The following is a 21,182-nucleotide window of genomic DNA, read 5'->3' as shown; positions in this document are numbered from 1 at the left end:
CTGCTACTACCTAAACTGCAGTGTGGTTCTCGCTGCGTTCCGACTGCGCCAAGTGAGCACACGCCTGCACCAACAGTGCAAGTGACTCACTGGACAACCCCTCCGCGACACGCATGAATCGCAGCGCCCAGACGTCCGATACCTCGACCTCGTTGCTGCCACCCATCTCGCCCAACCATTCCAGGACGATCTTCCGGGGGTCTTGCCCCAGGAGTTCGCGACCATCGGTCAGCACTCCACCAGCCATCTCCCACTGAGCATCCGAGCAGGACAACACTGCCGCAAGGTGCCCACGAGTGAGTACCGTCCCCGATTCGGCCGCCGATTGGAACAGGACACCAAGGCGATCTGCTAAACCCCCGCCGCCGTATTGCCGATTGTCATTGTCGGACAACCCATTCGAGCTGCCGAGACTGATTGCCTGACGAGACATGGGAACGCCTTCCATGATGCTACCTCCACCGATTTCGCAATAACGGTCTTGTCACAACGGTCATCCATACGCCATCGGATGCCGTAGACATTCAGCCTGTCCACCAGGCTTACCGTTACAGGTTACCCAGATCTGTAAAGAAACGGCAAGTGTTTTGTTACATTCGCCCGAAAACTTCTTTTGTAGTGAACTATCTACATACAACAAAGTACCGGTTGGTATGTATACAACTATGCCCGGTACCTGCCGGGTAAGTACCGTGAGAACTCGAGTAGGACTACGCATCCAGCCAAGGCGCTCGGACCTGCAGACTTATTGTCATGAGCACACCGACAACACCCTCGAAGAGCACCGCCGCATTTTTTGCACAGGCCGGAATAGCGTTTGCCGTGAGCTTCGTAGGCACCCTCGTGGGCATCGCCTACCTACCGATCGACGCCTGGCAGCGCGGATTCCTCGGCATGTCTCTACTGTTTCTGGTGACCAGCACATTCACCTTGGCAAAGGTGATTCGCGATCAGCAGGAAGCCTCCACCGTCCGGGTTCGTATGGATGAAGCCAGGCTCGACAAACTGATCGCGGAACACGATCCATTCAAAGCTGCGGCGTGAGGACTTTCGACTCCCCCGCGGGGACGGGTGGTTGCCGCAGATCCAACCGTCGAAGCAATTGAGCGTTGACCGCAACCACCACGGTCGATACCGACATCAGGATTGCCCCCACTTCCATGGGCAGCACAAACCCGGCAGGCGCCAGCACACCCGCAGCCAAGGGAACCGAAATCGCGTTGTAACCCGCTGCCCACCACAAGTTCTGAACCATTTTCCGGCAGGTTGCGTGCGACAGCTCGATAACCGAGGCTACCGCTCGCGGATCATCGCTGGCCAGAACAACTCCCGCCGACGCGATCGCCACGTCAGTGCCGGCGCCACTGGCGATACCGACATCGGCCTGGGCCAACGCCCCATCACGACGTTGCCCCTCAATACATGCAGCACCGTCGAGCCTTCACCCAACCAGTGATCGCTACCTGAAATCACCTCAGCCACGGATTCCGACCCGCACCATCACCGTGCTGGTGATTGCGTGTCCGCACGCGCTGGGGCTGGCAATCCCGTTGGTAGGGTCGATTGCCACGGAACATGCTGCGCGAGCGGGGATTCTGATTACCGACCGCATGGCGCTCGAGAACATGCGCAGGCCACAGTGCCCGCAACCACCTGATCACCGATTGTGCGCCGCACCGTTTTCAACTCACCGGTGATCATGGACTCGTCCATGTCCTGAACGAATGCCCGAATCAACACCTCGACAATCGCGGGCACCGCTACAAAGCGGCCAGCATCGCTTGCATCTGCACAATCTCGGCCTGCTGAGCAGCGATGATCTCTTCTGCCAGCTTCTCGGCAGTTGGATCCAACCCGGAGTCGAGTTCGGTCTGCGACATGGTGATCGCGCCGGAGTGATGTTCGATCATCATGGTCAGCCACATCTTGTCGAACTCGACACCCTGGGCATCCATCATCGCGGCCATGTCGTCATCCGACATCATGCCCGGCATGTCCGCCATTCCTACTCCGTGACCGGAATGGTCCATGCCGCCTGTGGGGTTGGACGCCGGGTCGGGGCGCCCCCACTGTGTCAGCATTTCCGACATCTGCTGCATTTCCGGGTCCTGAGCAGCTTCGATCTGCGCTGCCAGCGCGATCAATTCAGCGTTATCCGTCCGCCCCTCAACCATTTTTGCCATGTCGAGCGCCTGGGCGTGGTGCGGGTACATCCCCTCCAAGAACTCGATGTCCGCTGCATTGACTCCCTGCGGGACCGCAGTCTGGGAGGCGGATATCGATGTCTCCGCTGCAGTTGTGGGCGCCGAATCACCGCCGTCCGAACAACCGGCGATCACCAACGCACCTGCTGCCAAGACGGGAACAAACTTCACATAACCACTCTTGAGAGAGAACACCACGACAACACTCCTGAAAATCCGACTTCACACGAAACTTATTACTGTGCAACGGCTTCGGAAATTTTAACCTTCGAAGCGTGCGTCCACCACCCTACCGACGAGAGTGCGCCGAAGCCCGTGATAACCGATCGAAACGGAGTACCTTCATCGAATCTTCACAGTCCACCTGAAGGCGCCGATATCGCCTCGCTGCTGGGCTAACCTGACAACATGAACTCCGAATCCGGACACTCACGCGCCGAGGGAGCCGACCGCGTCCTGGTGGTCGAGGACGAACCGGCACTCGCCAAGGTGGTAGCCAATTACCTTGCACGCGAAGGTTTTCACGTTCGCATCGCGCATGACGGTCCGACTGCCGTCGCGGCTGCCCATGATTTCGAACCTTCGCTTGTCGTTCTGGATCTGATGCTTCCCGGATTCGACGGCATGGAAGTCTGCCGACGAATCCGCAGTTTCTCCGATGCCTACATTCTGATGTTGTCGGCCCGCGGCGACGAGTCCGACAAGGTCGCGGGACTCGCAGCCGGTGCGGACGACTACGTGGTCAAACCCTTCGGACCGCGCGAACTTGTCGCGCGCGTCAAAGCGCTTCTGCGTAGACCCCGGGCGTCGAGCCTGATGTCCGAACCGTTGCCGACGCCGGACGGCCTCGATATCGACCTCATCGCGCGGACCGTGCGCGTCGACGGAGCGCCCGTAGAACTCACCCCCACCGAGTTCGAACTTCTCACTGCCCTGGCGACCAGACCCGACGCCGCCCTGAGCCGAAGCGACATCATCACGGCAGTCTGGGGTTCCTCGTGGTTCGGCGATCAGCACATCGTCGACGTCCACATCCGCGCGCTCCGACGCAAACTCGGCGACGACGCAGCAGATCCCCGTTTCATCCGGACCGTGCGCGGTATGGGTTATGCATTGAGGTCGTCATGAACCGCCTCGGCCTGCGCGGCAGGTTGCTGGTCGCTCAGATTGTCGTTCTACTGGTGTGTTGCGTGACGATCGCTGCGGTCGCTGTCGCAATCGCGGCTCCTCTGTTCCACAATCACCTCGCGATGGCCGGGATCGAAGACGACAACGTCCGCCTGCACACCGAAGAAGCCTTCAGCCAAACAATATTCGTGGCACTGTTGAGTGGCATAGCGGTTGCACTCGTCGGCGCGAGTATCGCTGCGGTGTACGTCGTTCGGCGGATTACCGCACCTATCAGTCGACTCGCGGTCGCGGCGCAGAGCGTCGCCGAAGGCAAGTACGACGTCCACATCGAGCATTCGGATGTCGACTCGGATTTCACGCGCCTGGAAGGCGCATTCTCCGACATGGCCGAGCGACTTGATCATTCCGATCGCGTCCGTAAGCGCCTGTTGGCGGATCTGGCCCACGAATTACGCACTCCGGTATCAACTTTGGCAGCTTACGTGGACGGCCTCGAGGATGGTGTGCTCGAGGCCGATGGCACGTCATGGGCAGTGATGCGCGATCAACTGGAACGACTGCGACGGCTCGCTCATGATCTCTCCGATGTTTCGGCGGCCGACGAGCACGCCCTGGATCTCATTCTCGCAGCCGACGACCTCAGCGATATCGTCTGCAGCACAACAACTGCGGTCGCACCACGGTTCGAGGAACGCGCCGTGACGCTGTCCACGGCAACACCTGCGCACCCGGTGAGAGTTCGCGTCGATCGCCAGCGGATCGAACAAATTCTGTCCAACCTTCTCGAGAATGCATTGCGGCACACGCCAGGCGGGGGAAGCGTCGCCGTAGCCGTCACAGAATCGCCCGACCACATTTCGGTAGCTGTCAGCGACACCGGTGAGGGCATCCCGGAGGATCAACTCGAGTCTGTGTTCGACAGGTTTCATCGCGGCGAGAGTTCCGACGGTTCCGGATTGGGACTCACCATTGCGCGGAGTCTCGCACGCGCCCACGGCGGCTCGTTGACGGCTCGGCCGAATCCGCTCGGCGGCACCATCCTCGAACTTGCACTGCCCGGGCAACTCGCATCAGACACATGAAAAACAGCGCCCGCCACCAGGTGAACTGGTGGGCGGGCGCTGCCGAAAAGATGTATCAGGCGTTGACGATGGAATCCAATGCCGAGTAGAACAAACCGAGTCCGTCGTCACTGGGGCCGGTGAGAGCCTCGGTGGCGTGCTCGGGGTGCGGCATGAGTCCGACGACACGACCGTTGGCGGAGGAAATTCCCGCGATACGACGCTGTGAGCCGTTGGGGTTCTCTTCCGAGTAACGGAATACGACGCGGCCTTCGCCTTCGAGTTCGTCGAGAACGTTCTCGGATGCCTGGAAGCGACCTTCACCCGACTTGAGGGGGATGAGGATCTGCGCGCCGGCCTCGTAACGTGAAGACCAGGCCGTGTTGGTGGCTTCGACGGTCAGCCACTCGTCGCGGCAGATGAAGTGCAGACCCTGGTTGCGGGTGAGGGCTCCGGGGAGCAAACCAGCTTCGCAGAGGATCTGGAAGCCGTTGCAGATGCCGAGGACGGGCATGCCGCCCTTGGCTGCTTCGACAACCTTGCCCATGGCCGGAGCGAACCGTGCGATCGCGCCACAGCGAAGGTAATCGCCGTAGGAGAATCCACCGGGGACGATGACTGCGTCGACGCCCTTGAGGTCGGCGTCGCCGTGCCACAGTGCCACAGCTTCACCGCCGGCCAAGTTCACCGCGCGAGCTGCGTCGACGTCGTCGAGTGTGCCCGGGAAGGTGATGACTCCGATTCGTGCGCTCATGCCTCGACTCGCCTGACGGTCCAATCCTCGATCACCGTGTTGGCCAGTAGGCCTTCGGCGATCTTCTCGAGCTCGGCATCTTCGACGCTGCCGTCGATTTCCAACTCGAACCGCTTGCCCTGACGGACATCGGATACTCCTGCAAAGCCCAGGCGAGACAGTGCCCCGACAATGGCCTGTCCCTGGGGGTCGAGAATCTCGGCCTTGGGCATGACTTCGACGACGACACGGGCCACGTGCTGCTCCTCGGTACTAGTGCGCGAACCCAGAGTGAAACACCGGGTATCGACGAGTTTACCGGGCGCAGTCTGGAACCTTCGCATCGAGTGAGAGCTGGGGTGACGCCCACCACCTGTAAAAGGCATACTCGAAATCATGCGACTGACACATTTTGGCCATTCCTGTGTACTTGTCGAATTGAACGATTCGAAAATCCTCTTCGATCCGGGCAATTTCTCGCACGGTTTCGAGGGCGTGACCGGCCTCGACGCCATTCTCGTAACGCATCAGCACCCGGATCACGCGGATCCAGAGCGTCTGCCCGCTCTCGTCGACGCGAATCCCGACGCGGCTTTGTACAGCGATCCGCAAACTGCGGCCAAGCTCGGTGGCCGGTGGAGTGCCGTTCGGGCGGGTGAGCACTTCAGCATCGGTGAGGTTCAGGTGACCGGCGCAGGCGGCGAGCACGCGATCATTCATCCCGATCTGCCGATGATCGACAACACTGCTTTCCTACTCGGCGATGCCGTCAATCCGGCACAGTTCATGCACCCGGGTGACTCGTTGGTCGTGCCCGAGCAGTCCGTTGATGTTCTTGCTTTGCCTGCCGCTGCGCCGTGGTTGAAGATCTGGGAAGCCGTCGACTATCTCCGAGCGGTAGCTCCTCGTGTCGCGGTGCCTATTCATCAGGGCATACTCCGCGAGGAGGCATCGGGCATCTTCTACGGTCGTTACTCCGACATGGCCCCCGCCGGCACCGAGTTCCGGGTGCTCGACGAGGAGTCCGACGTCGAGATTGCGTAGCTGGAGTTTTCCGAGGCGAGTTTCTTCTATGCCTTCACCTTGACGATGATCCAGCCGGTGCTTGTCCCACCATTCGCGTCGGTAAGGGTGTAGAGAATCTTGTCGGTGCCCGTCTTCGTTCCGGCTTTGAACACCACTTTGCCGTTTTCGAGCTTCACGGTGCCACCGAGCAGTGACGTTGCCTCGACACCGGTCACGGAGATCGAATCTCCGTTGCTGTCATGATCATTCGCGACTGCGTCGATCGTGGCCGTAGCACCGGATCGAACTTCTGCGGTGTCGAGTGCTGCGTAGGGCGGCAACGCTGTCGCGGTGTACCGGCCCAGGTCATCGAGTCGAGCCGACGCGACCTCGGCGGCATCGACGATGGCGGCAAATTCTGTTCCGTCGAAGCGGGCCAGATCATTGCCGTTCATGATCGTGCGGCCCTCCGCGCTACCTCCGTGGTAGTCATCGGCGTAAAAATTGTGTCCCAGTTCGTGACGGAGTACCCGGGAGAAGTTACCGTCGCCTTCCGCGCCGACGTGCGCGTAGCTGTGATCGATGAGGAACTTGGAGTAGTAGGCGTTTCCGCCACCGGACTTGCACACGACTGTCGCCTGATCGACGGTGGTGCCGACTTTGTCGGACCACTCGCTCTCGAGAGCATCAAAGTTTTCGCAGGAGGTCTTGTACGGATCACTGGCTGCATCGGCCCGCAGCACGACTTGACCGACGACCGGCCGAATTCCCACGTCCCTCATCCAGATCACCGCAGTTCGCGCGATGGATTCCTCGACGCGATCCAATGCAACTGCAGGACTGCCGTTGCCGTGCGCCGAGTACCACTCCCCGCTCAGATCCAATCCGATGTCGAACTGCTTCATGGTTTTTCCCACTGATGCAGCCGACGCGGGCGCGATAGCAGCGGTTGGCCATGTGGGGGCCGCGTCGGTCGGCGCGGAGGTACGGCCCACTACCGACGAGCCGACAAAATCGATAGAGGCGCCTCGATCGAAGATCACCTGTCCACGAAGGGTTCCGGTGGAGTCGACGATGGCGGCAACAACTGCGTCTGGATGACCGTCGACGCTTCCGAGATACGAACGTGGTGCAGGCAACTCCGAATCAACAAGGGCGCCACCGGATTTCTGCACGTCCATACGAAAATCCTTGCCGCGCAGATCTACCTTGTCCAACCGCAACGTCAAGGACGAGCCCTGATCATCGACGGTTGCAACGAGGGCGCCCTGGCCCGATTCGCTCGATCCGCCATCCAGGCTGCCAGTGGACAGCGAACCCAGGTCGACCGGTGCCGCAGTTGCCACAGTGGGTACCAGTGCCGCGCAGGCGAGTGCGCCCACTGCCGCGACAATACGTCGATTAGTCGACTTCGAGAACACTCGTGCGCGCATGGTTGTATCCCAGCCCGATCTACTAGCGGTAAATTAACTGGAAGCACCGTAGCACCGAACCGAGGCGTCGACCACACCCCCGAGGATGATTGTCCACTTTGCCCGCAAATTGTTGAGAGTCCGAAAATACCATCGCTGATCACATAAAAGGTATTGAACGTACATTCCGATACCTAGCCGAGGGCGCAGGCAGCTAATCCAGCTACTCAATAGTTGCTATAGCTCGGTCAATCATCCCGTCGACAATCCGAACAGAAAACGCAGCGAACACGGTCGCAAGAGGTTGGCGGCATTCGCTATCAGTAATGCTGATCCCGGCTATCAGCATATTCATCTTCCCTTATCACCATTGGCCGATCGATAGTGGTGGGAGTCACAAGCATGTGGCGCAATCCCCACACCGAAAGGGTCAGTCTCATGGACCTTTCCGCCATCCCCCATCCGACATTCGCACTTGGCACCGTCAGGAGCGCCGATCGCTCGTATGCCGCGTTACTCGTCGACACCATGGTGCTCGACCTCGACACGGTCGCCGACACGCTCGCACTGGAGACACCGATCACGATTCGCGCAGTTCTCGATGCGTGGGACCGAACCGAACCGATCCTGCGCGGGCTGGGCGTCGACGCCGGTTGTTGGGTGCCAGTTGATTCGGTGACTGCTGCGGCACCGCTCGAGCCTCGCCAGATCCTGCAGGCGGGCGCCAATTACCGCACCCATGTCATCGACCTTGCGGTCAAGCATGCCGACATCGCCAACGGACGTTCGGAGGAGCAAGTTCGCATCGAGACAGCGGCGATGATGGATAAGCGCGCAGCAGAGGGAGATCCGTACTTCTTCATCGGCCTGCCATCTGCAGTCACCGGCCCGTACGACACCGTGACGTTGCCACAGAACACCACGACGAACGACTGGGAGCTCGAACTGGCGGCCGTAATCGGAAGACCCGCCCATCGACTGAGCCCCGAGAACGCTCTCACCGCAGTTGCCGGCTACACCATCGTCAATGACCTGACCACGCGTGAATTCGTCTTTCGCCGGGACATGCCCGAAATCGGCACGGACTGGCTGCGCGCGAAGAATGCACCCGGTTTCCTCCCCCTCGGCCCGTGGATAGTGCCGAGCGCGGAGGTCGGCGATCTGTCGGAGCTTCGTCTCACGTTGGAACTGGATGGGCAAGTGATGCAGGACGAATCCACCAAGGACATGCTTTTCGATACGGCTCAGCTCATTTCAGCGGTATCGCAAACCGTGACGTTGCTTCCGGGTGACCTTGTCCTGACCGGTAGTCCCGCGGGCAACGGGATGCACTGGGGCCGGCTCCTTCGCGACGGCGACGTCATGGAATCGACAATTACAGGCTTGGGTTACCAACGAACCCCCGTCGTGCAGGCAACAATCGCTAGCGACGCCCGATGAGTGGCGCAGCGGTTACGTCGGTTCTTGTCGTCGGAGCAGGCATCGCGGGAACTGCCGTTGCGGCAACGCTTGCGCGCGGTGGCGTAGAAGTTGACCTGGTCGAGATCAAACCACGCAACAGCGCACTCGGTTCCGGTATTACGTTGCAAGGAAACGCACTCCGAGTCCTTCGAGACCTCGGAGTCTGGGACCAAGTCGCCGACAACGGGTTTGCATTCGACACTCTGGGGCTTCGCGCTCCGGATGCCGACGGCACAGTTCTCGTCGAGATGCCGGATGCGCGAACCGGTGGCCCTGACCTCCCCGCGACACTGGGTATCGAGCGTCCGCTACTCGCGGAGATCCTGCATGCCAATGCCGAGAGCGCCGGCGTCAAGATGAAATTCTGCACCACGACAACGGGCCTGGTGCAGGATAATCAGGGAGTCGACGTCACTTTCTCCGACGGTTCGACGCGTCGCTACGACGTAGTGATCGGCGCAGACGGAATCCGGTCCTGGACAAGGCGCGCGCTGGGCATTCCGTTGGACACCAAGCCGACCGGGATGGGAATCTGGCGACTGATCGGCCACCGTCCTGCGGCCGTGACGCGGACCGACCTCTACTACGGCGGAGCGTGCTATATCGCGGGCTACTGCCCCACCGGGGAGGACAGCCTGTACGCATATCTGGTCGAGGACGCTCGGGATCGCAGCAACCTCAGCCCGGAGGAGCAACTCGCGGTGATGCGGGAACTCGCGTCGAACTATCACGGCCCCTGGGACGAAATCCGCGAGCAACTGACCGATCCCGCGGCTGTCAACTACACATGGTTCGAGTCTCACGTGCTGGACCAACCGTGGAACCGAGGCCGCGTCGTCCTGATCGGCGACGCTGCGCATGCCTGCCCTCCCACCCTCGCACAAGGAGGCGCGCAAGCACTCGAAGACGCAGCGGTACTCGCCGAACTGCTCCTCGACAGAAGCGTTGTCGACGAACATCTCTGGGACGAATTCATGAATCGGCGATTCCCGCGCGCGAAGGCCGTTGTCGAAGCGTCGTTGCAACTGGGCACGTGGATGCTCGATCACGACCAGGACGCGGACGTACCCGCCCTCATGGGTCGTATCGCAGCGCTTGTCAGCGAGCCGGCATGACAACCCCGGTGACGGATGTTCATGCCCACGCGATCATTCCGGAAGTGGAAGCAGTTGTCGCAGGGCAGGAAGGGCTGGCCCGGCATCGCCTGCTCGACGCGCAGCGCAACGGTGAGGAATCGCTCGCCGTATCCGGAAAGATGGTGGCGCAACGCATTCCGCAGCTGACCTCCGTCGAGCGCCGCTTGCGCGATATGGACGCTGCCGGCATCGACGTGCAGGTGGTGTCGCCGTCACCGTCGCAATACCACTACTGGGCAGATGAAGATCTGGCAATGACTTTGTGCCGCAGCGCAAACCGTGGGATCGCTGCTTTGGTCGCCGAAGAACCCGATCGATTCGTGGGTCTTGGTCTCGCTCCACTGCAGCACCCCCACTTGTGTGTGGCGGCTTTGGATGACGCGGTCCACGGGTGCGGACTGGCCGGCATCGAAATATCCTCACATGCGCAGTATGCCGAGGGCGAGGGAACTGTCGAACTGTCGGACAGCCGCCTGGAACCGCTCTGGGAGCGTGCGGAGGAACTCGGCGCAGTCATATTTCTGCACCCCTTCGGCTGCACGCTCGACGCCAGGCTTGATCGTTTCTACCTGTCCAATACCGTGGGACAGCCGGTGGAGAACGCAACTGCACTGTCGCACTTGATCTTTTCCGGAGTTCTCGACCGCCATCCGGCACTCGAAATCATCGCTGCGCATGGCGGCGGTTACCTGCCCACTTACTTGGGACGTTCGGATCACGCCTGGCGGGTGCGCCCCGAAGCGCGCAGATGCGCACAACTTCCGAGCAGCTATCTCAGCCGCATTACCTTCGACTCTCTGGTTCACGGATCCGGCGCACTACGTGCCCTGGTCGAAGCTGTCGGCTCCGAAAGGGTAGTTCTCGGGTCCGACTATCCATTCGACATGGGATCCGACGACCCTGTGGGCGAAATCAACTCGGCCGGATTCGATCTCGCCGCGAGCCGACGTCTGCTCGGTGGAAACGCTGCCCGACTCGGACTGATTCCCGACAACACCCGATCACACACTCCCGGAGTTCCCTCATGAGCGGTTACGCATTCACTCACCTGCGTCACGTCGATCTCGCAGTGCCGGACTACGACGCTCAAGTCGAGTTCTACAGCAAGCAATGGGGGTTGACGGTCACCGCAACAGATGGTGATGTCGCATACTTGGCGGCCGAGGGGTCGCCTGAGCAGTACGTCGTGCGATTGCGCCGCGCTGAAGACAAGCGCCTCGACCTGGTGTCCTACGGTGTCGCAGACGCTCTACAGGTAGATCAACTCGCCGAACGCCTCGCGCAGGACAATGTACAACTCGTCGGCGAACCGGACACTATGCAAACGCCCGGTGGCGGATACGGGTTCCGATTCTTCGATGTCGACGGCCGTACCGTCGAGGTATCCGCCGATGTCGCCGTCCGAACGCATCGGAAAGTGGAAGAGGGCGAGTCGATTCCGGTCAAACTTTCACACGTCGTGCTCAATTCCCCCAATCCTGAACGCACAGTATCGTTCTACGACAAGCACTTCGGGTTCCGGTTGTCGGACACTCTCATGCATCCACGGATGGGCGAGATGATGTGGTTCCTTCGAACCAACTCGCATCACCACAGTATGGCTGTCGCGCGTGGACCACATGTGTCGCTGCACCATGCCTCTTTCGAGCTTCGTGGTATCGACGAGTACATGCGGGGAACCGGAAGATTGTTGCGCAACGGAACCGAGAAGATCTGGGGGCCCGGGCGGCACCTCGCCGGCAACAACACTTTCTCCTATTTCCTCGATCCCAACGGCAACACTGTCGAATACACCACGGAACTCGAGGTTCTCGACGAGGACTCGTGGCACCCGCACCTTTACGATTTCTCCGATCCTGCCGTCTCCGACCAATGGGGCACGGCAAACGCGATGGATGAGTTCGTCGCAACTAAGTCGTTCAACGACCCTGACAAGGGCCTGTTCGTTGCCCCACCGGTGTAAGGGATTGCCATGAAGTTTGTTACGTATCTCCACGAGGACGTCGAGCAGTCCGGTGTCGTCTCAGGCTCGCGAGTATTTCCGATTGCGGGGAATCCTTCGGTACTCGATCTCGTGACATCAGGCCTCGACAGTGCTCTTCACGCCGGCGATAGCGCCCTCAGCATGGGCAAAAGTGTTGCACTCGAGAGAGTTTCACTGCGTGCACCGCTGCAACCGCCGACCCTTCGAGACTTCGTTGCTTTCGAAGAACATGTCGAAGGCGTACGGCGCAGCATCGACGGCCAAGCCGGGGTGGTGGAAGCCTGGTACGAAGCGCCTCGGTTCTACTTCACCAATCCTTACGCGATAGTCGGTCCCGATGAGCAGGTGCGTGTGCCCTACGGATGCGCAGCGCTGGATTTCGAACTCGAGGTGGCCGCGGTGATCGGCAGATCCGGGTCCGGCATCACCGTGAAGGAAGCGACCGACCACATATTCGGGTACACAATCCTCAACGACTGGTCCGCCCGCGATCTGCAAAGCCGCGAGATGCAGGTGAATCTGGGGCCGTCGAAGGGCAAGGATTTTGCAACGTCGATCGGACCGTGGTTGGTGACCGCCGACGAACTCGACCCGTATCGAGACAGTCAGGGCTTCCTCGATCTCGAGTGCACCGTCGGTGTCAACGGTGTTGAGGTCGGCCGGGATATGTTGTCCAACATGGGCTGGACCTTCGAGACCATGACGGCGTACGCCTCACGAGACACGTGGGTGCACCCCGGGGATATTCTCGGTTCCGGGACCGTCGGAAACGGGGGTTGTCTCGCTGAACTGTGGGGACGCAACGGAGAGAGAACGCCAGCACCCCTACGTGTCGGTGACCGAGTCGTCCTGTCTGTCGATGTGCTCGGAACACTCGCCAACACCGTTGTCGCCGAACTTCCCGCACCGGCACTGCCTCCTGTCCGGCGCCGCGATCATGCTCGTGCTCGAGCGAGCCTTCGGGCCGCCCGATGACCGACCTCACAGACAAGATCATCGTAGTCACCGGGGCCGCTGCAGGGATCGGCGCTGCCGTCGCGAACGTCTCACATGCACGGGGAGCCAGGGTAATCCGGTTGGACGTTGCACCCCCAGTCGAATCCGGACCCACCCACAAGTCTTTCGATGTCACCGATTCGACGGCTTGGGCGGAACTTCGGGACGAACTTTCTGCCGTCGTGGTGCATGGTCTGGTGAATTGTGCTGGGATAACCTGGCGTTCGCGCCTCGGCGAAGTCACCGCCTCCGATTTTGCACGCGTACAGGCTGTGAACGTGATGGGTCCGCTACTCGCCATTCAGTCATTGACTCCCCTCATGCAGGCCGGTGCATCGATCGTCAACATCGGGTCGCTCGCTTCGGTAACCGGGCATTACCCCATCGCGTACACGGCAAGCAAATGGTCGCTTCGAGGTGTGACACGATCCGCGAGCCTCGAACTGGGATCGCGCGGGATTCGCGTCAACATCGTGCATCCGGGTTTCATCGACACACCGATGACGGCCTCCGCGTCCGAAGCGTTTCGTCTCGGTTCGATCGCCGAAACACCTATGGGCCGAGCAGGTTCACCGGATGAGGTTGCGCGGGTGGTGGCGTTCCTACTGAGCGACGACGCTTCGTTCGTGAGTGGAGCCGAGATCGCCGTCGACGGAGGCGCATCGGGCCACGGCGGTGTGAAATCCATTTCCGACGCTCTGCACGAAGATTCAATTCGCTCCCGACACGAACAGGATTAGACGTGGACACCGAATACGAACTGGACCGATCAGATCCGGAAGCGGCCATCGCGGCCGCCGCAAAGCGCTGCTCCAACTGGGGACGCTGGGGTCCCGACGACGTTCGAGGCACAATGAACTTCCTCGACGAGTCGAAGCGAGTAGGAGCTGCATCACTGATAACGAGAGGAGTCTCCTTCTCCCTGGCACAGAGTTTCGATATGGACGGCCCGCAAAAAGGGTGGCGTCGTCGCACTAATCCCGTCCACACGATGCTCGACACGGGAACGGATGCCGTAGCCGGAGTGCAGGGATTTCCCCACGGAATCGGCGGCGCCGACGACGTGGTGTCGATGCCGCTGCAATGCTCGACTCAATGGGACGGCCTCGGTCACATCTTCGATCATGGAAAGGCCTGGAACGGCCGGCCGGCCGATCAGGTTGTCACCAGCCTCGGCGACGGAGTAACCGGGATCGAGACAGTTTCCGATGTAATCGTCGGGCGCGGAGTGCTTCTCGACGTCGGTCGCCATATCGGCGACGGTGAACTTCCCGACGGATTCCCCATCACGACCGAACATCTGGTCAGTACCGCCATGGCGCAGGGATCGTCGGCCAAGGTGGAGCGTGGCGACATAGTGCTGGTGCGCACGGGCCAACTCGCCCGCACTCGACGCGAGGGCTGGGGCGACTATGCCGGCGGCGCTGCACCCGGTCTCTCGTTCACGACAGCCGACTGGCTGCACCAAAGCGAGATTGCGGCAATTGCCACCGACACGTGGGGATTCGAGGTGCGTCCCAACGAGTTCGACGACGCTTTCCAACCGCTGCATCAGGTTGCTATCCCGAACATCGGGCTCTTTCTCGGCGAGATGTGGGATCTGGATGCTCTGGCCGAGGACTGCGCCCGCGACGGTGTCTACGAATTCTTCCTCACCGCAGCACCGATTCCGGTAACCGGAGCTGTGGGATCTCCGGTCAACCCCATCGCGGTGAAATGAGCAGCGACAGTGGTCGACTGGCCGGAAAGGTCGCCGTCATCACCGGCACCGCTGGTGGGCAGGGGCGTGCAGCGGCACTACTCTTCGCTTCGGAGGGTGCGATTGTCTACGGGTGCGACATCAAGGTCGACGAGGCTCGCGAGACGGCTGATCTCGTCGAATCGTCCGGAGGCCTGATGATCGACAGCTCACCGCTCGACCTCACGGACCCCGCCGCGGTATCCGTCTGGCTGGACTCGGTTTCCGCAGAACACGGTCGAATCGACATTCTGTACGCCAACGCGGGCGCCACCCGGTTCTCCCCCGTCGCGGACACATCCCTCGAGGATTGGAAATTCGTGCTGACCTACGAATTAGACGTGGTGTTCCTACCCGTCAAGCATGCGTGGCGTCACCTGCAGCGCTCACAGGCCGGAGCCGTCATCCTGGTTGGGTCCACAGCCGGCGTATCGGGCTCGGTAACCAATCCTCGCATCGCCCACACCGCCACCAAGGGCGCTGTGGTAGCGATGACCAAACAGTTGGCCGCGGAAGGTGCATCGTGCGGAATTCGAGTCAATTGTGTAAGCCCGGGGATGATTCGCACGCCCGCCACCGAGGCCGACCTTCTCTCCGACGGTCATCCGATGGGTCGGATCGCGCTGAAGATACCCATGGGCCGAGTCGGACTGCCGGAGGAAGTGGCGTCTTGTGCCCTCTTCCTGGCCTCCGAAGAAGCGTCCTACGTGACCGGTGCAAATCTGATGATCGACGGCGGCTGGTCGGCGGTACTTCCTGGCGCGTGAGCCTGTTTGATCCACGCGGTATGGCTGATACTGATCGAACCGCACAAACACGGGAGCGTCATGAACCTGGGTAACTTGGACCTCAACCTGTTGGTCTCGCTCGACGCATTGCTACGCGAGCGGAGCGTCACCCGTGCAGCAAGCCGGATGAACCTCAGCCAGCCCGCGTTGAGCGCGGCATTGGGCAAACTCCGCAAGCACTTCGCCGACGAACTTCTGGTGCGATCAGGAAATTCCTACTTGCTCACTCCCCTGGCCAGTCAATTGCTCGAACGGTGCGCTCTAGCATTGTCGGACGTCGAAAGGGTCTTTGCGGCCACCGCGCACTTCGATCCAGCGGAGTGCGAGCGCGAATTCACTATCCTCACATCCGATTACGGACTGAGTATTCTGGGCCCCGACTTTGCGGCTGCAATGGCTCGGCACGCACCGAGAGTCCAAATCCGGTTCGAACAGCACTCTCCCGACATAATCGATCACGCCTTCGAGCGCCTCCGCGTCACCGACACCATCTGGCTTCCACACGGATTCCTCAGCGACCTGCCACATATGGACCTGTACACGGATCGGTGGGTGTGCGTTGCAGCCACGAACAATCCGGCAATCACGGAAGAGCTGACGGTGGAGAATCTCCGCACCCTTCCTTGGGTTGTCAATTACCAAACTCCCACGGCGTACACGCCTGCCACTCGACAGATGGAGCTGTTGGGTATCACCCCGCAGATCCAGGTGATCACGGATTCGTTCATCACCATCGCGGCCATGATCTCCGGTACCGATCGCATCGCACTGGTTCAGGAAAGGCTGGCAAGGCGCATCTCTCCCGAACTCGGCGTGATTATCTGGCCGGTACCCTTCGACGTCGTACCTTTGGTCGAGGCGGCGTGGTGGCATCCGCTGTCCGATCGCGATGTCGAACATCGCTTCATGCGTGATGTCCTTGCCTCCGTTGCCGAGTCGGTGTCGACCGATCCCCACACAACCTGAACAGACGCCCCGTTTCTGTCGATATCACTCGGACTGATGTCAACTACCCGCGAAAGTGATTTCCCTGCAACGGCTTCCACCTGCACACTTCGAGATGACCTGTGATGCAGGTCATGCCGAGAAGGACAAGGGGAAGTCATGACACGAATTACCTCGCCGAACACCGGCGCGAGCAGTGCAAGTATCCGACGCGCGGGACCAGCCCAAGGTGTTCTACTGCTGTCCATGAGCTGCCTGTCGGTGCTCGGAGCTGTGTTGCTGGCGCCGATGCAGCCTCGCATGGTCGATGCTTTTGCAGATCAACCTGGTGTCGCAGCTCTCGTTCCGTTGGTCATCACGGTGCCAGCCCTGATGATCGGCCTGCTGGCGCCTGTGGCGGGACGAATTGTGGATCGAGTGGGACGTCTCCAACTCCTCACTGCCGCGCTCGTCGTCTACGCTGCTTTCGGCACTGCTCCACTCTGGCTGAACAGCCTGCCGCTGATAGTCGCGAGTCGCTTCGGTGTGGGAGCGGCGGAAGCGGCGATCATGACGTGCTGCACCACACTGCTCGCCGATTACTTCGAAGGTAAGGAACGAGATCGCTATCTCGGCCTCCAGATGGTCTTCACTTCCCTGTCCGCAGTTGTGTTCATCGCGGTCGGCGGCGCTCTGGGACAAGTGGATTGGCGTGCACCGTTCTGGCTGTACAGCGTCAGTCTCGTTTTTGCCGTGCTGTGCCCGCTACTCCTGTGGCGGCCGGTTGCCGCCGCAGCCGATGCATCCCGCGACGTTCCGATGCGTTGGCGTCCACTCCTGATCCCTCTCGCCGTAACGTTTGTCGGCGGAATTTTGTTCTACGCACCCATCGTCGAATTGTCGTATCTACTCGATGCGATCGGAGTCAGCTCACCGGGTATCATCGGCCTTGTAAGTGGATTCGCCTCTGCCGCAACAGCACTCGGAGCCTTACTGTTCAGCCGAATATCCACGTGGGGCCCACGACGGCTTCTTGCCGCGTCATTCCTGTTGATCGGTGCCGGACTCGCGGGAATGGGCGTCGGCAATACTGCCACGTCGATTGCGGCCGGCGCAATCGTCGCCTCTGCCGGCGCAGGCGTTCTGCTACCAACCCTCGTCACCTGGGTACTGTCTCAACTCGATTTCGAACAGCGCGGGCGCGGAACGGGTGCGTGGACCGCCAGCCTCTTTACCGGCGAGTTCATCTGTCCCATTCTTGTCATCGGATTGGCTGCACTGTTCGGCGGATTGCCGCCCGCCATTATCGTTCTCGGCGCAGCATCCGCGGCAACAGCGCTGGTGGTACGGACCGCTCTTCGCTAGGCCGCACCCAGTTCCGACGCCGATGAGTTCCACCGGTACACATTCGATGTCGCTTCATGGAAGAGCGCAAGGTCGATCGCGTCGAGCATCGCCCGACGCGGCCCTTCGTTCCCCAACTGCTTGGCCGAAATCGACAGTCGGACAAGGCCGCCGCGCTTTGCGCTGCGGCCGGCCCCGAGGATCAGGGCTCGGCACCACCACGGTTCGACTTTGAAACCCTCACCGATTCCGAGCACACGACCTCGCTGCGATGTTCCTCGCGCAAGGTCGTGCACGGCGCCGAGTCCGGCCATCGAGCGAAATCCGGCCTCCGGCAACACCGACATCGCTCCGGTGGAGGCCACCCAGCGGGGCGGAGCGAACACTCTGGTGCGCAATCCTGCCTGCTCCAACACTCGATCTGCTGCCAGCAGACGGAGTTTTGCCTCATGCCTGGACAGCGTCGCGAACTCCGCGCGTCGACGCTTGGTCGCCGCCTGATCGTAACCGTGCAATACGACGGCATCCCCGTGCTCGCGGCGTTCACGCAACCAGGCAGCGGTGACGGCGTCGTCGGCGAGTCGGTATTTGTCTTTGAGCCTGGGTGCCACGAGGAGGGAAAGCCGCACTCCCCTTGCATCCATCTCGTCTGCGAATCCCGCAGCGAGATAACATGTCTCGTCTCTGATTCCGGACACTGACACGATCAGTTCAGCAGACATACCTCTGATGGTGGCAGCTCCGGGTGAACAACACACTGCCGCCGGATGATCATCCGGCGGCAGGTGGTGGTCAGTTGTGCGGCAGAACCGCTTCGATGGCGGCAATGACCTCGGGAGCGTCCGGCTCGGTGCGCGGACGGAAACGGTTGACGACGGTTCCGTCCGGCGCGATGAGGAACTTTTCGAAGTTCCACTGAATGTCGCCTGCTTCGCCGTCTGCATCGGGAGTCTTGGTGAGTTCTGCGTACAGCGGGTGACGGTTCTCGCCGTTGACCTCGATCTTCTCCATCATCGGGAACGTGACGCCGTAGGTGGTGGAGCAGAAGGATTGGATCTCTTCGGCGGTGCCCGGTTCCTGGCCCATGAACTGGTTGCACGGGATACCGATCACGGTCAGGCCGCGATCTGCGTACTCACTCGCCAGCTTCTCGAGCGTGGCGTACTGCGGGGTGAGGCCGCACTTGGACGCGACGTTGACAACGAGCACTGCCCGGCCGCCGTATTCGCCCAGCGAAGTGGGTACGCCGCCGAGGGTGTTGATCACGATGTTCTGTACTGGAGTTGTCATGATGTCCAACTTAGCGACTATCTCGCCCACCGCTACGTCGATGCTCCGAGAATGCGATCGAGGTCGTCCAGAACGGTGAGCCACCGAGCGGTCCGACGCCGGTGATCCAGTACGACATGTCGACCAGGGCACTTCCGGCCACATAAGTCCATTGCCGAAGAGTGACCTAAAGGGGCCACCGCTTCGGGGTGTTTGATGCCCAAATGTCCGTTATGTTCGCGAAGTGGTTGCTTTCTGGTGCCATGCCGCACGGTGCGGGGACCAAATTGTGAAGGCCAAATAGATGACGACTCTTGATTCTCGCTCTGGGTGGACTCGCCTTGGTAGCGCCCGCCTCGCCGCCCTAGTCGGCGGGATCACGCTTGCCGCTTCCATGACGTTCGGTACCGCGGTCGGACCTGCGTCAGCAGAAACCGCCGCCGAATTCCTTGCCAGTCGGTGCGCAAATTACATCGCCAACCCCCAACCCTACGAGGCCGCCAGAAGCCATTGTGATGGGGCGGACCTGTCCGGCGTAGACCTGTCCGGCGTGGACCTGTCCTGGGCGTTCCTGACCGAAGCGAACCTCGCCGACACTGACCTCACCGGCACTGACCTGCACGGCGCCTACATGGCTGACGCGAACCTGGCCAACGCAACCCTGACCGGCGCGAACATGGACTCCGCGTACCTGGGTCAAGCGAACCTGACCGGCGCGAACCTGGCCAACGCGAACCTCACCGACGCTGACCTGACCAGCGCGAACCTCACCGAAGCTGACCTCACCGGCGCGAACCTCACCGAAGCGAACCTGACCCGCGCGAACCTAACCGGCGCGAACCTTACCGGCGCGAACCTGACCGACCTGAACCTGACCGGCTCAGCTCTAGTGCCTGCCGACATCACTGTGGACGTTATGGATGCCGGATGGTCGTACGACGGGGCCTACGTAACATGGGCCACTCCCAGTATGCCCACCGGAGTGGAATTCGGCGCCTGTGACTATCCCTCCGGGACAAAGTTTCCCACCGAGCTCACGGTCGTGAAATGCGACGTCGCCACTTCCTCCAGCGGCAGTTATGGCTACTTCACCGTCTACGTCATCCCCGGACCGAACTGGGGCGAACCACCCGTCACCGGATCCCTTGGCTCTCTGAACTCGTTCTTCGGCAGCTGACCTTCCCGACAGCGCACGCGTCATCAGTGCAGGCTACCCCTCAAAAACATTGTCCTCCAAAGCCTTCCGTAGGGGTGGAGGACCGTTCGGGCTTCTTTCACCGATCAGTGTCCGAGAAAAGATCGGTTGACAGACACAGCGGCTTCGATAGGAACACAGTCGAGCAATCAACTCAGCCTCCCTCAGAGCTACCGGTCACTGCCCGGCCGGGCAATAGCCACTGTTCCAAGCAGTGCATCGGCGAGGGGGTCTGCCGTGCTGACGCCTGCGGCTACACCCCGAAGCAGAGCGTCGAAATCAGCGGCGACGATGGTGACCTCCTCGAACTCCGGCTCTCCCCCACGGACAACCTGACCGTCCGGTGCGATCGCCAGGTACTCGTACCCATTGCGTACCGACAGCAGGACCGGGAGGTGAGTGGACCAGAAGGCGTTGATCGCCGCGCGCTCAGCCGGCCCGGAAGCAACCGCCAGACTCTCGTGCCGGAACGCATCCCAGGGAAACGCCTCATCGCTGATGCCGACCCCACCGGCATAGTTCTCCGCCGAGAGAAACCACACCTGGTCGTCGGAACTGGCAAGCACGGAGAACGAACTCGCCCACACGATGAGTTGATCACAAGCGCCGACCAGCGGTTGCGGAACTGGGGCAGAGGCCGATCGAGTAGGTTCTTCGCGAACCCAGCCTGCGATCGACAGCGCGGCGGTTGCGTCGAGGTGAAGGCACATGGCCCCACGGTAGGTCAGGCCGTCTCGCACCATTAGCGCCGGTCGGAAACGTTCGATTCTGGACGGCGGTCTGTGGGAATGAGCCGTGCTC

General features: G+C 61.1%; 24 protein-coding genes and 1 pseudogene. 15 read left to right on the top strand and 10 right to left on the bottom strand.

Going from position 1 to position 21,182, the window contains the following annotated elements:
- Positions 1 to 10: 10 nt before the first annotated feature.
- Complete coding sequence (locus KYT97_RS24885) at positions 11 to 448, bottom strand: hypothetical protein (protein ID WP_033233937.1); 438 nt, start codon at positions 446 to 448, stop codon at positions 11 to 13.
- Positions 449 to 753: 305 nt separating this feature from the next.
- On the opposite strand from KYT97_RS24885, the gene KYT97_RS24880 reads away from it, so the two are divergent.
- The gene (locus KYT97_RS24880; RefSeq protein ID WP_033233936.1) at positions 754 to 1,044 is read left to right on the top strand and encodes a YiaA/YiaB family inner membrane protein; all 291 of its coding nucleotides are present in this window, start codon (positions 754 to 756) and stop codon (positions 1,042 to 1,044) included.
- Here KYT97_RS24880 and KYT97_RS24875 read toward each other — a convergent pair.
- Both KYT97_RS24875 and KYT97_RS24870 read right to left on the bottom strand, forming a co-directional pair.
- A pseudogene (locus KYT97_RS24875) lies at positions 1,028 to 1,396 on the bottom strand (heavy metal translocating P-type ATPase); the annotation flags it as partial. The gene KYT97_RS24880 and the pseudogene KYT97_RS24875 sit on opposite strands and share 17 nt — an antisense overlap.
- 364 nt (positions 1,397 to 1,760) lie before the next feature.
- The gene (locus KYT97_RS24870) at positions 1,761 to 2,402 is read right to left on the bottom strand and encodes a DUF305 domain-containing protein (protein WP_233364166.1); all 642 of its coding nucleotides are present in this window, start codon (positions 2,400 to 2,402) and stop codon (positions 1,761 to 1,763) included.
- Between the two features lie 210 nt (positions 2,403 to 2,612).
- On the opposite strand from KYT97_RS24870, the gene KYT97_RS24865 reads away from it, so the two are divergent.
- Positions 2,613 to 3,332, top strand: a complete 720-nt coding sequence (locus tag KYT97_RS24865) for a response regulator transcription factor (RefSeq protein ID WP_033233934.1) — start codon at positions 2,613 to 2,615, stop codon at positions 3,330 to 3,332.
- Positions 3,329 to 4,417, top strand: coding sequence for a sensor histidine kinase (locus KYT97_RS24860; protein WP_219110913.1), 1,089 nt, complete (start codon positions 3,329 to 3,331; stop codon positions 4,415 to 4,417). Before KYT97_RS24865 ends, KYT97_RS24860 begins: the two co-directional genes overlap by 4 nt.
- Positions 4,418 to 4,472: 55 nt before the next feature.
- Here the strand turns inward: KYT97_RS24860 and purQ are convergent, their stop codons facing one another.
- Together purQ and purS are read right to left on the bottom strand one after the other, a co-directional pair.
- Positions 4,473 to 5,150 carry a phosphoribosylformylglycinamidine synthase subunit PurQ gene (gene purQ / locus KYT97_RS24855; RefSeq protein WP_033233932.1) on the bottom strand — a complete coding sequence of 226 codons (678 nt, stop codon included), beginning with the start codon at positions 5,148 to 5,150 and terminating at the stop codon, positions 4,473 to 4,475.
- Positions 5,147 to 5,386 carry a phosphoribosylformylglycinamidine synthase subunit PurS gene (gene purS, locus KYT97_RS24850; protein ID WP_003945817.1) on the bottom strand — a complete coding sequence of 80 codons (240 nt, stop codon included), beginning with the start codon at positions 5,384 to 5,386 and terminating at the stop codon, positions 5,147 to 5,149. Before purS ends, purQ begins: the two co-directional genes overlap by 4 nt.
- A 139-nt stretch (positions 5,387 to 5,525) precedes the next feature.
- Between purS and KYT97_RS24845 the strand changes: the two genes are divergently transcribed.
- The gene (locus KYT97_RS24845; RefSeq protein ID WP_219110912.1) at positions 5,526 to 6,173 is read left to right on the top strand and encodes an MBL fold metallo-hydrolase; all 648 of its coding nucleotides are present in this window, start codon (positions 5,526 to 5,528) and stop codon (positions 6,171 to 6,173) included.
- A gap of 26 nt (positions 6,174 to 6,199) precedes the next feature.
- Here KYT97_RS24845 and KYT97_RS24840 read toward each other — a convergent pair whose 3' ends face one another.
- Entirely contained in the window at positions 6,200 to 7,567 is a 1,368-nt protein-coding gene (locus KYT97_RS24840) for an Ig-like domain-containing protein (RefSeq protein WP_219110910.1), read from the bottom strand.
- Between the two features lie 417 nt (positions 7,568 to 7,984).
- Here KYT97_RS24840 and KYT97_RS24835 point away from each other — a divergent pair, with 417 nt between their 5' ends.
- The 10 genes from KYT97_RS24835 to KYT97_RS24790 all read left to right on the top strand — a co-directional run bounded on the left by KYT97_RS24835 (position 7,985) and on the right by KYT97_RS24790 (position 17,938).
- The gene (locus KYT97_RS24835; protein WP_219110908.1) at positions 7,985 to 8,986 is read left to right on the top strand and encodes a fumarylacetoacetate hydrolase family protein; all 1,002 of its coding nucleotides are present in this window, start codon (positions 7,985 to 7,987) and stop codon (positions 8,984 to 8,986) included.
- Entirely contained in the window at positions 8,983 to 10,122 is a 1,140-nt protein-coding gene (locus KYT97_RS24830) for an FAD-dependent oxidoreductase (RefSeq protein WP_219110906.1), read from the top strand. Before KYT97_RS24835 ends, KYT97_RS24830 begins: the two co-directional genes overlap by 4 nt.
- Positions 10,119 to 11,171, top strand: a complete 1,053-nt coding sequence (locus KYT97_RS24825; protein WP_219110905.1) for an amidohydrolase family protein — start codon at positions 10,119 to 10,121, stop codon at positions 11,169 to 11,171. The genes KYT97_RS24830 and KYT97_RS24825 overlap by 4 nt, the downstream gene beginning before the upstream one ends.
- A complete protein-coding gene (locus KYT97_RS24820; protein ID WP_219110904.1) occupies positions 11,168 to 12,106 on the top strand; it encodes a VOC family protein in 939 nt (312 codons plus the stop codon). Before KYT97_RS24825 ends, KYT97_RS24820 begins: the two co-directional genes overlap by 4 nt.
- A 9-nt stretch (positions 12,107 to 12,115) precedes the next feature.
- Complete coding sequence (locus tag KYT97_RS24815; RefSeq protein WP_245005917.1) at positions 12,116 to 13,102, top strand: fumarylacetoacetate hydrolase family protein; 987 nt, start codon at positions 12,116 to 12,118, stop codon at positions 13,100 to 13,102.
- A complete protein-coding gene (locus KYT97_RS24810) occupies positions 13,099 to 13,863 on the top strand; it encodes an SDR family NAD(P)-dependent oxidoreductase (RefSeq protein WP_219110903.1) in 765 nt (254 codons plus the stop codon). Before KYT97_RS24815 ends, KYT97_RS24810 begins: the two co-directional genes overlap by 4 nt.
- 2 nt (positions 13,864 to 13,865) lie before the next feature.
- Positions 13,866 to 14,843, top strand: a complete 978-nt coding sequence (locus KYT97_RS24805; protein WP_219110902.1) for a cyclase family protein — start codon at positions 13,866 to 13,868, stop codon at positions 14,841 to 14,843.
- Entirely contained in the window at positions 14,840 to 15,628 is a 789-nt protein-coding gene (locus KYT97_RS24800; protein WP_219110901.1) for an SDR family NAD(P)-dependent oxidoreductase, read from the top strand. Before KYT97_RS24805 ends, KYT97_RS24800 begins: the two co-directional genes overlap by 4 nt.
- Before the next feature lie 60 nt (positions 15,629 to 15,688).
- Entirely contained in the window at positions 15,689 to 16,615 is a 927-nt protein-coding gene (locus KYT97_RS24795) for a LysR family transcriptional regulator (RefSeq protein ID WP_219110900.1), read from the top strand.
- 138 nt (positions 16,616 to 16,753) lie between these two features.
- A complete protein-coding gene (locus tag KYT97_RS24790) occupies positions 16,754 to 17,938 on the top strand; it encodes an MFS transporter (protein ID WP_219110899.1) in 1,185 nt (394 codons plus the stop codon).
- Here the strand turns inward: KYT97_RS24790 and KYT97_RS24785 are convergent.
- The 3 genes from KYT97_RS24785 to KYT97_RS31140 form a co-directional block, all read right to left on the bottom strand.
- On the bottom strand, positions 17,935 to 18,639 hold the full coding sequence (locus KYT97_RS24785; protein WP_033233929.1) for a DUF2334 domain-containing protein: 705 nt from the start codon (positions 18,637 to 18,639) through the stop codon (positions 17,935 to 17,937). The genes KYT97_RS24790 and KYT97_RS24785 overlap by 4 nt on opposite strands.
- Positions 18,640 to 18,709: 70 nt before the next feature.
- Positions 18,710 to 19,207 carry a glutathione peroxidase gene (locus tag KYT97_RS24780; RefSeq protein WP_141486480.1) on the bottom strand — a complete coding sequence of 166 codons (498 nt, stop codon included), beginning with the start codon at positions 19,205 to 19,207 and terminating at the stop codon, positions 18,710 to 18,712.
- Positions 19,208 to 19,217: 10 nt separating this feature from the next.
- Positions 19,218 to 19,349, bottom strand: coding sequence for a hypothetical protein (locus KYT97_RS31140; protein WP_255285226.1), 132 nt, complete (start codon positions 19,347 to 19,349; stop codon positions 19,218 to 19,220).
- A gap of 141 nt (positions 19,350 to 19,490) precedes the next feature.
- On the opposite strand from KYT97_RS31140, the gene KYT97_RS24775 reads away from it, so the two are divergent.
- A complete protein-coding gene (locus KYT97_RS24775) occupies positions 19,491 to 20,363 on the top strand; it encodes a pentapeptide repeat-containing protein (protein WP_051730457.1) in 873 nt (290 codons plus the stop codon).
- Positions 20,364 to 20,551: 188 nt separating this feature from the next.
- Here the strand turns inward: KYT97_RS24775 and KYT97_RS24770 are convergent, their stop codons facing one another.
- Entirely contained in the window at positions 20,552 to 21,091 is a 540-nt protein-coding gene (locus tag KYT97_RS24770) for a hypothetical protein (RefSeq protein ID WP_233364177.1), read from the bottom strand.
- Positions 21,092 to 21,182: the final 91 nt, after the last annotated feature.

Origin of the sequence: Rhodococcus globerulus (assembly GCF_019334125.1) — a bacterium.
Classification (GTDB): Bacteria; Actinomycetota; Actinomycetes; order Mycobacteriales; family Mycobacteriaceae; genus Rhodococcus_F; species Rhodococcus_F globerula.
This window is presented reverse-complemented; position numbering and strand designations above follow the sequence as displayed.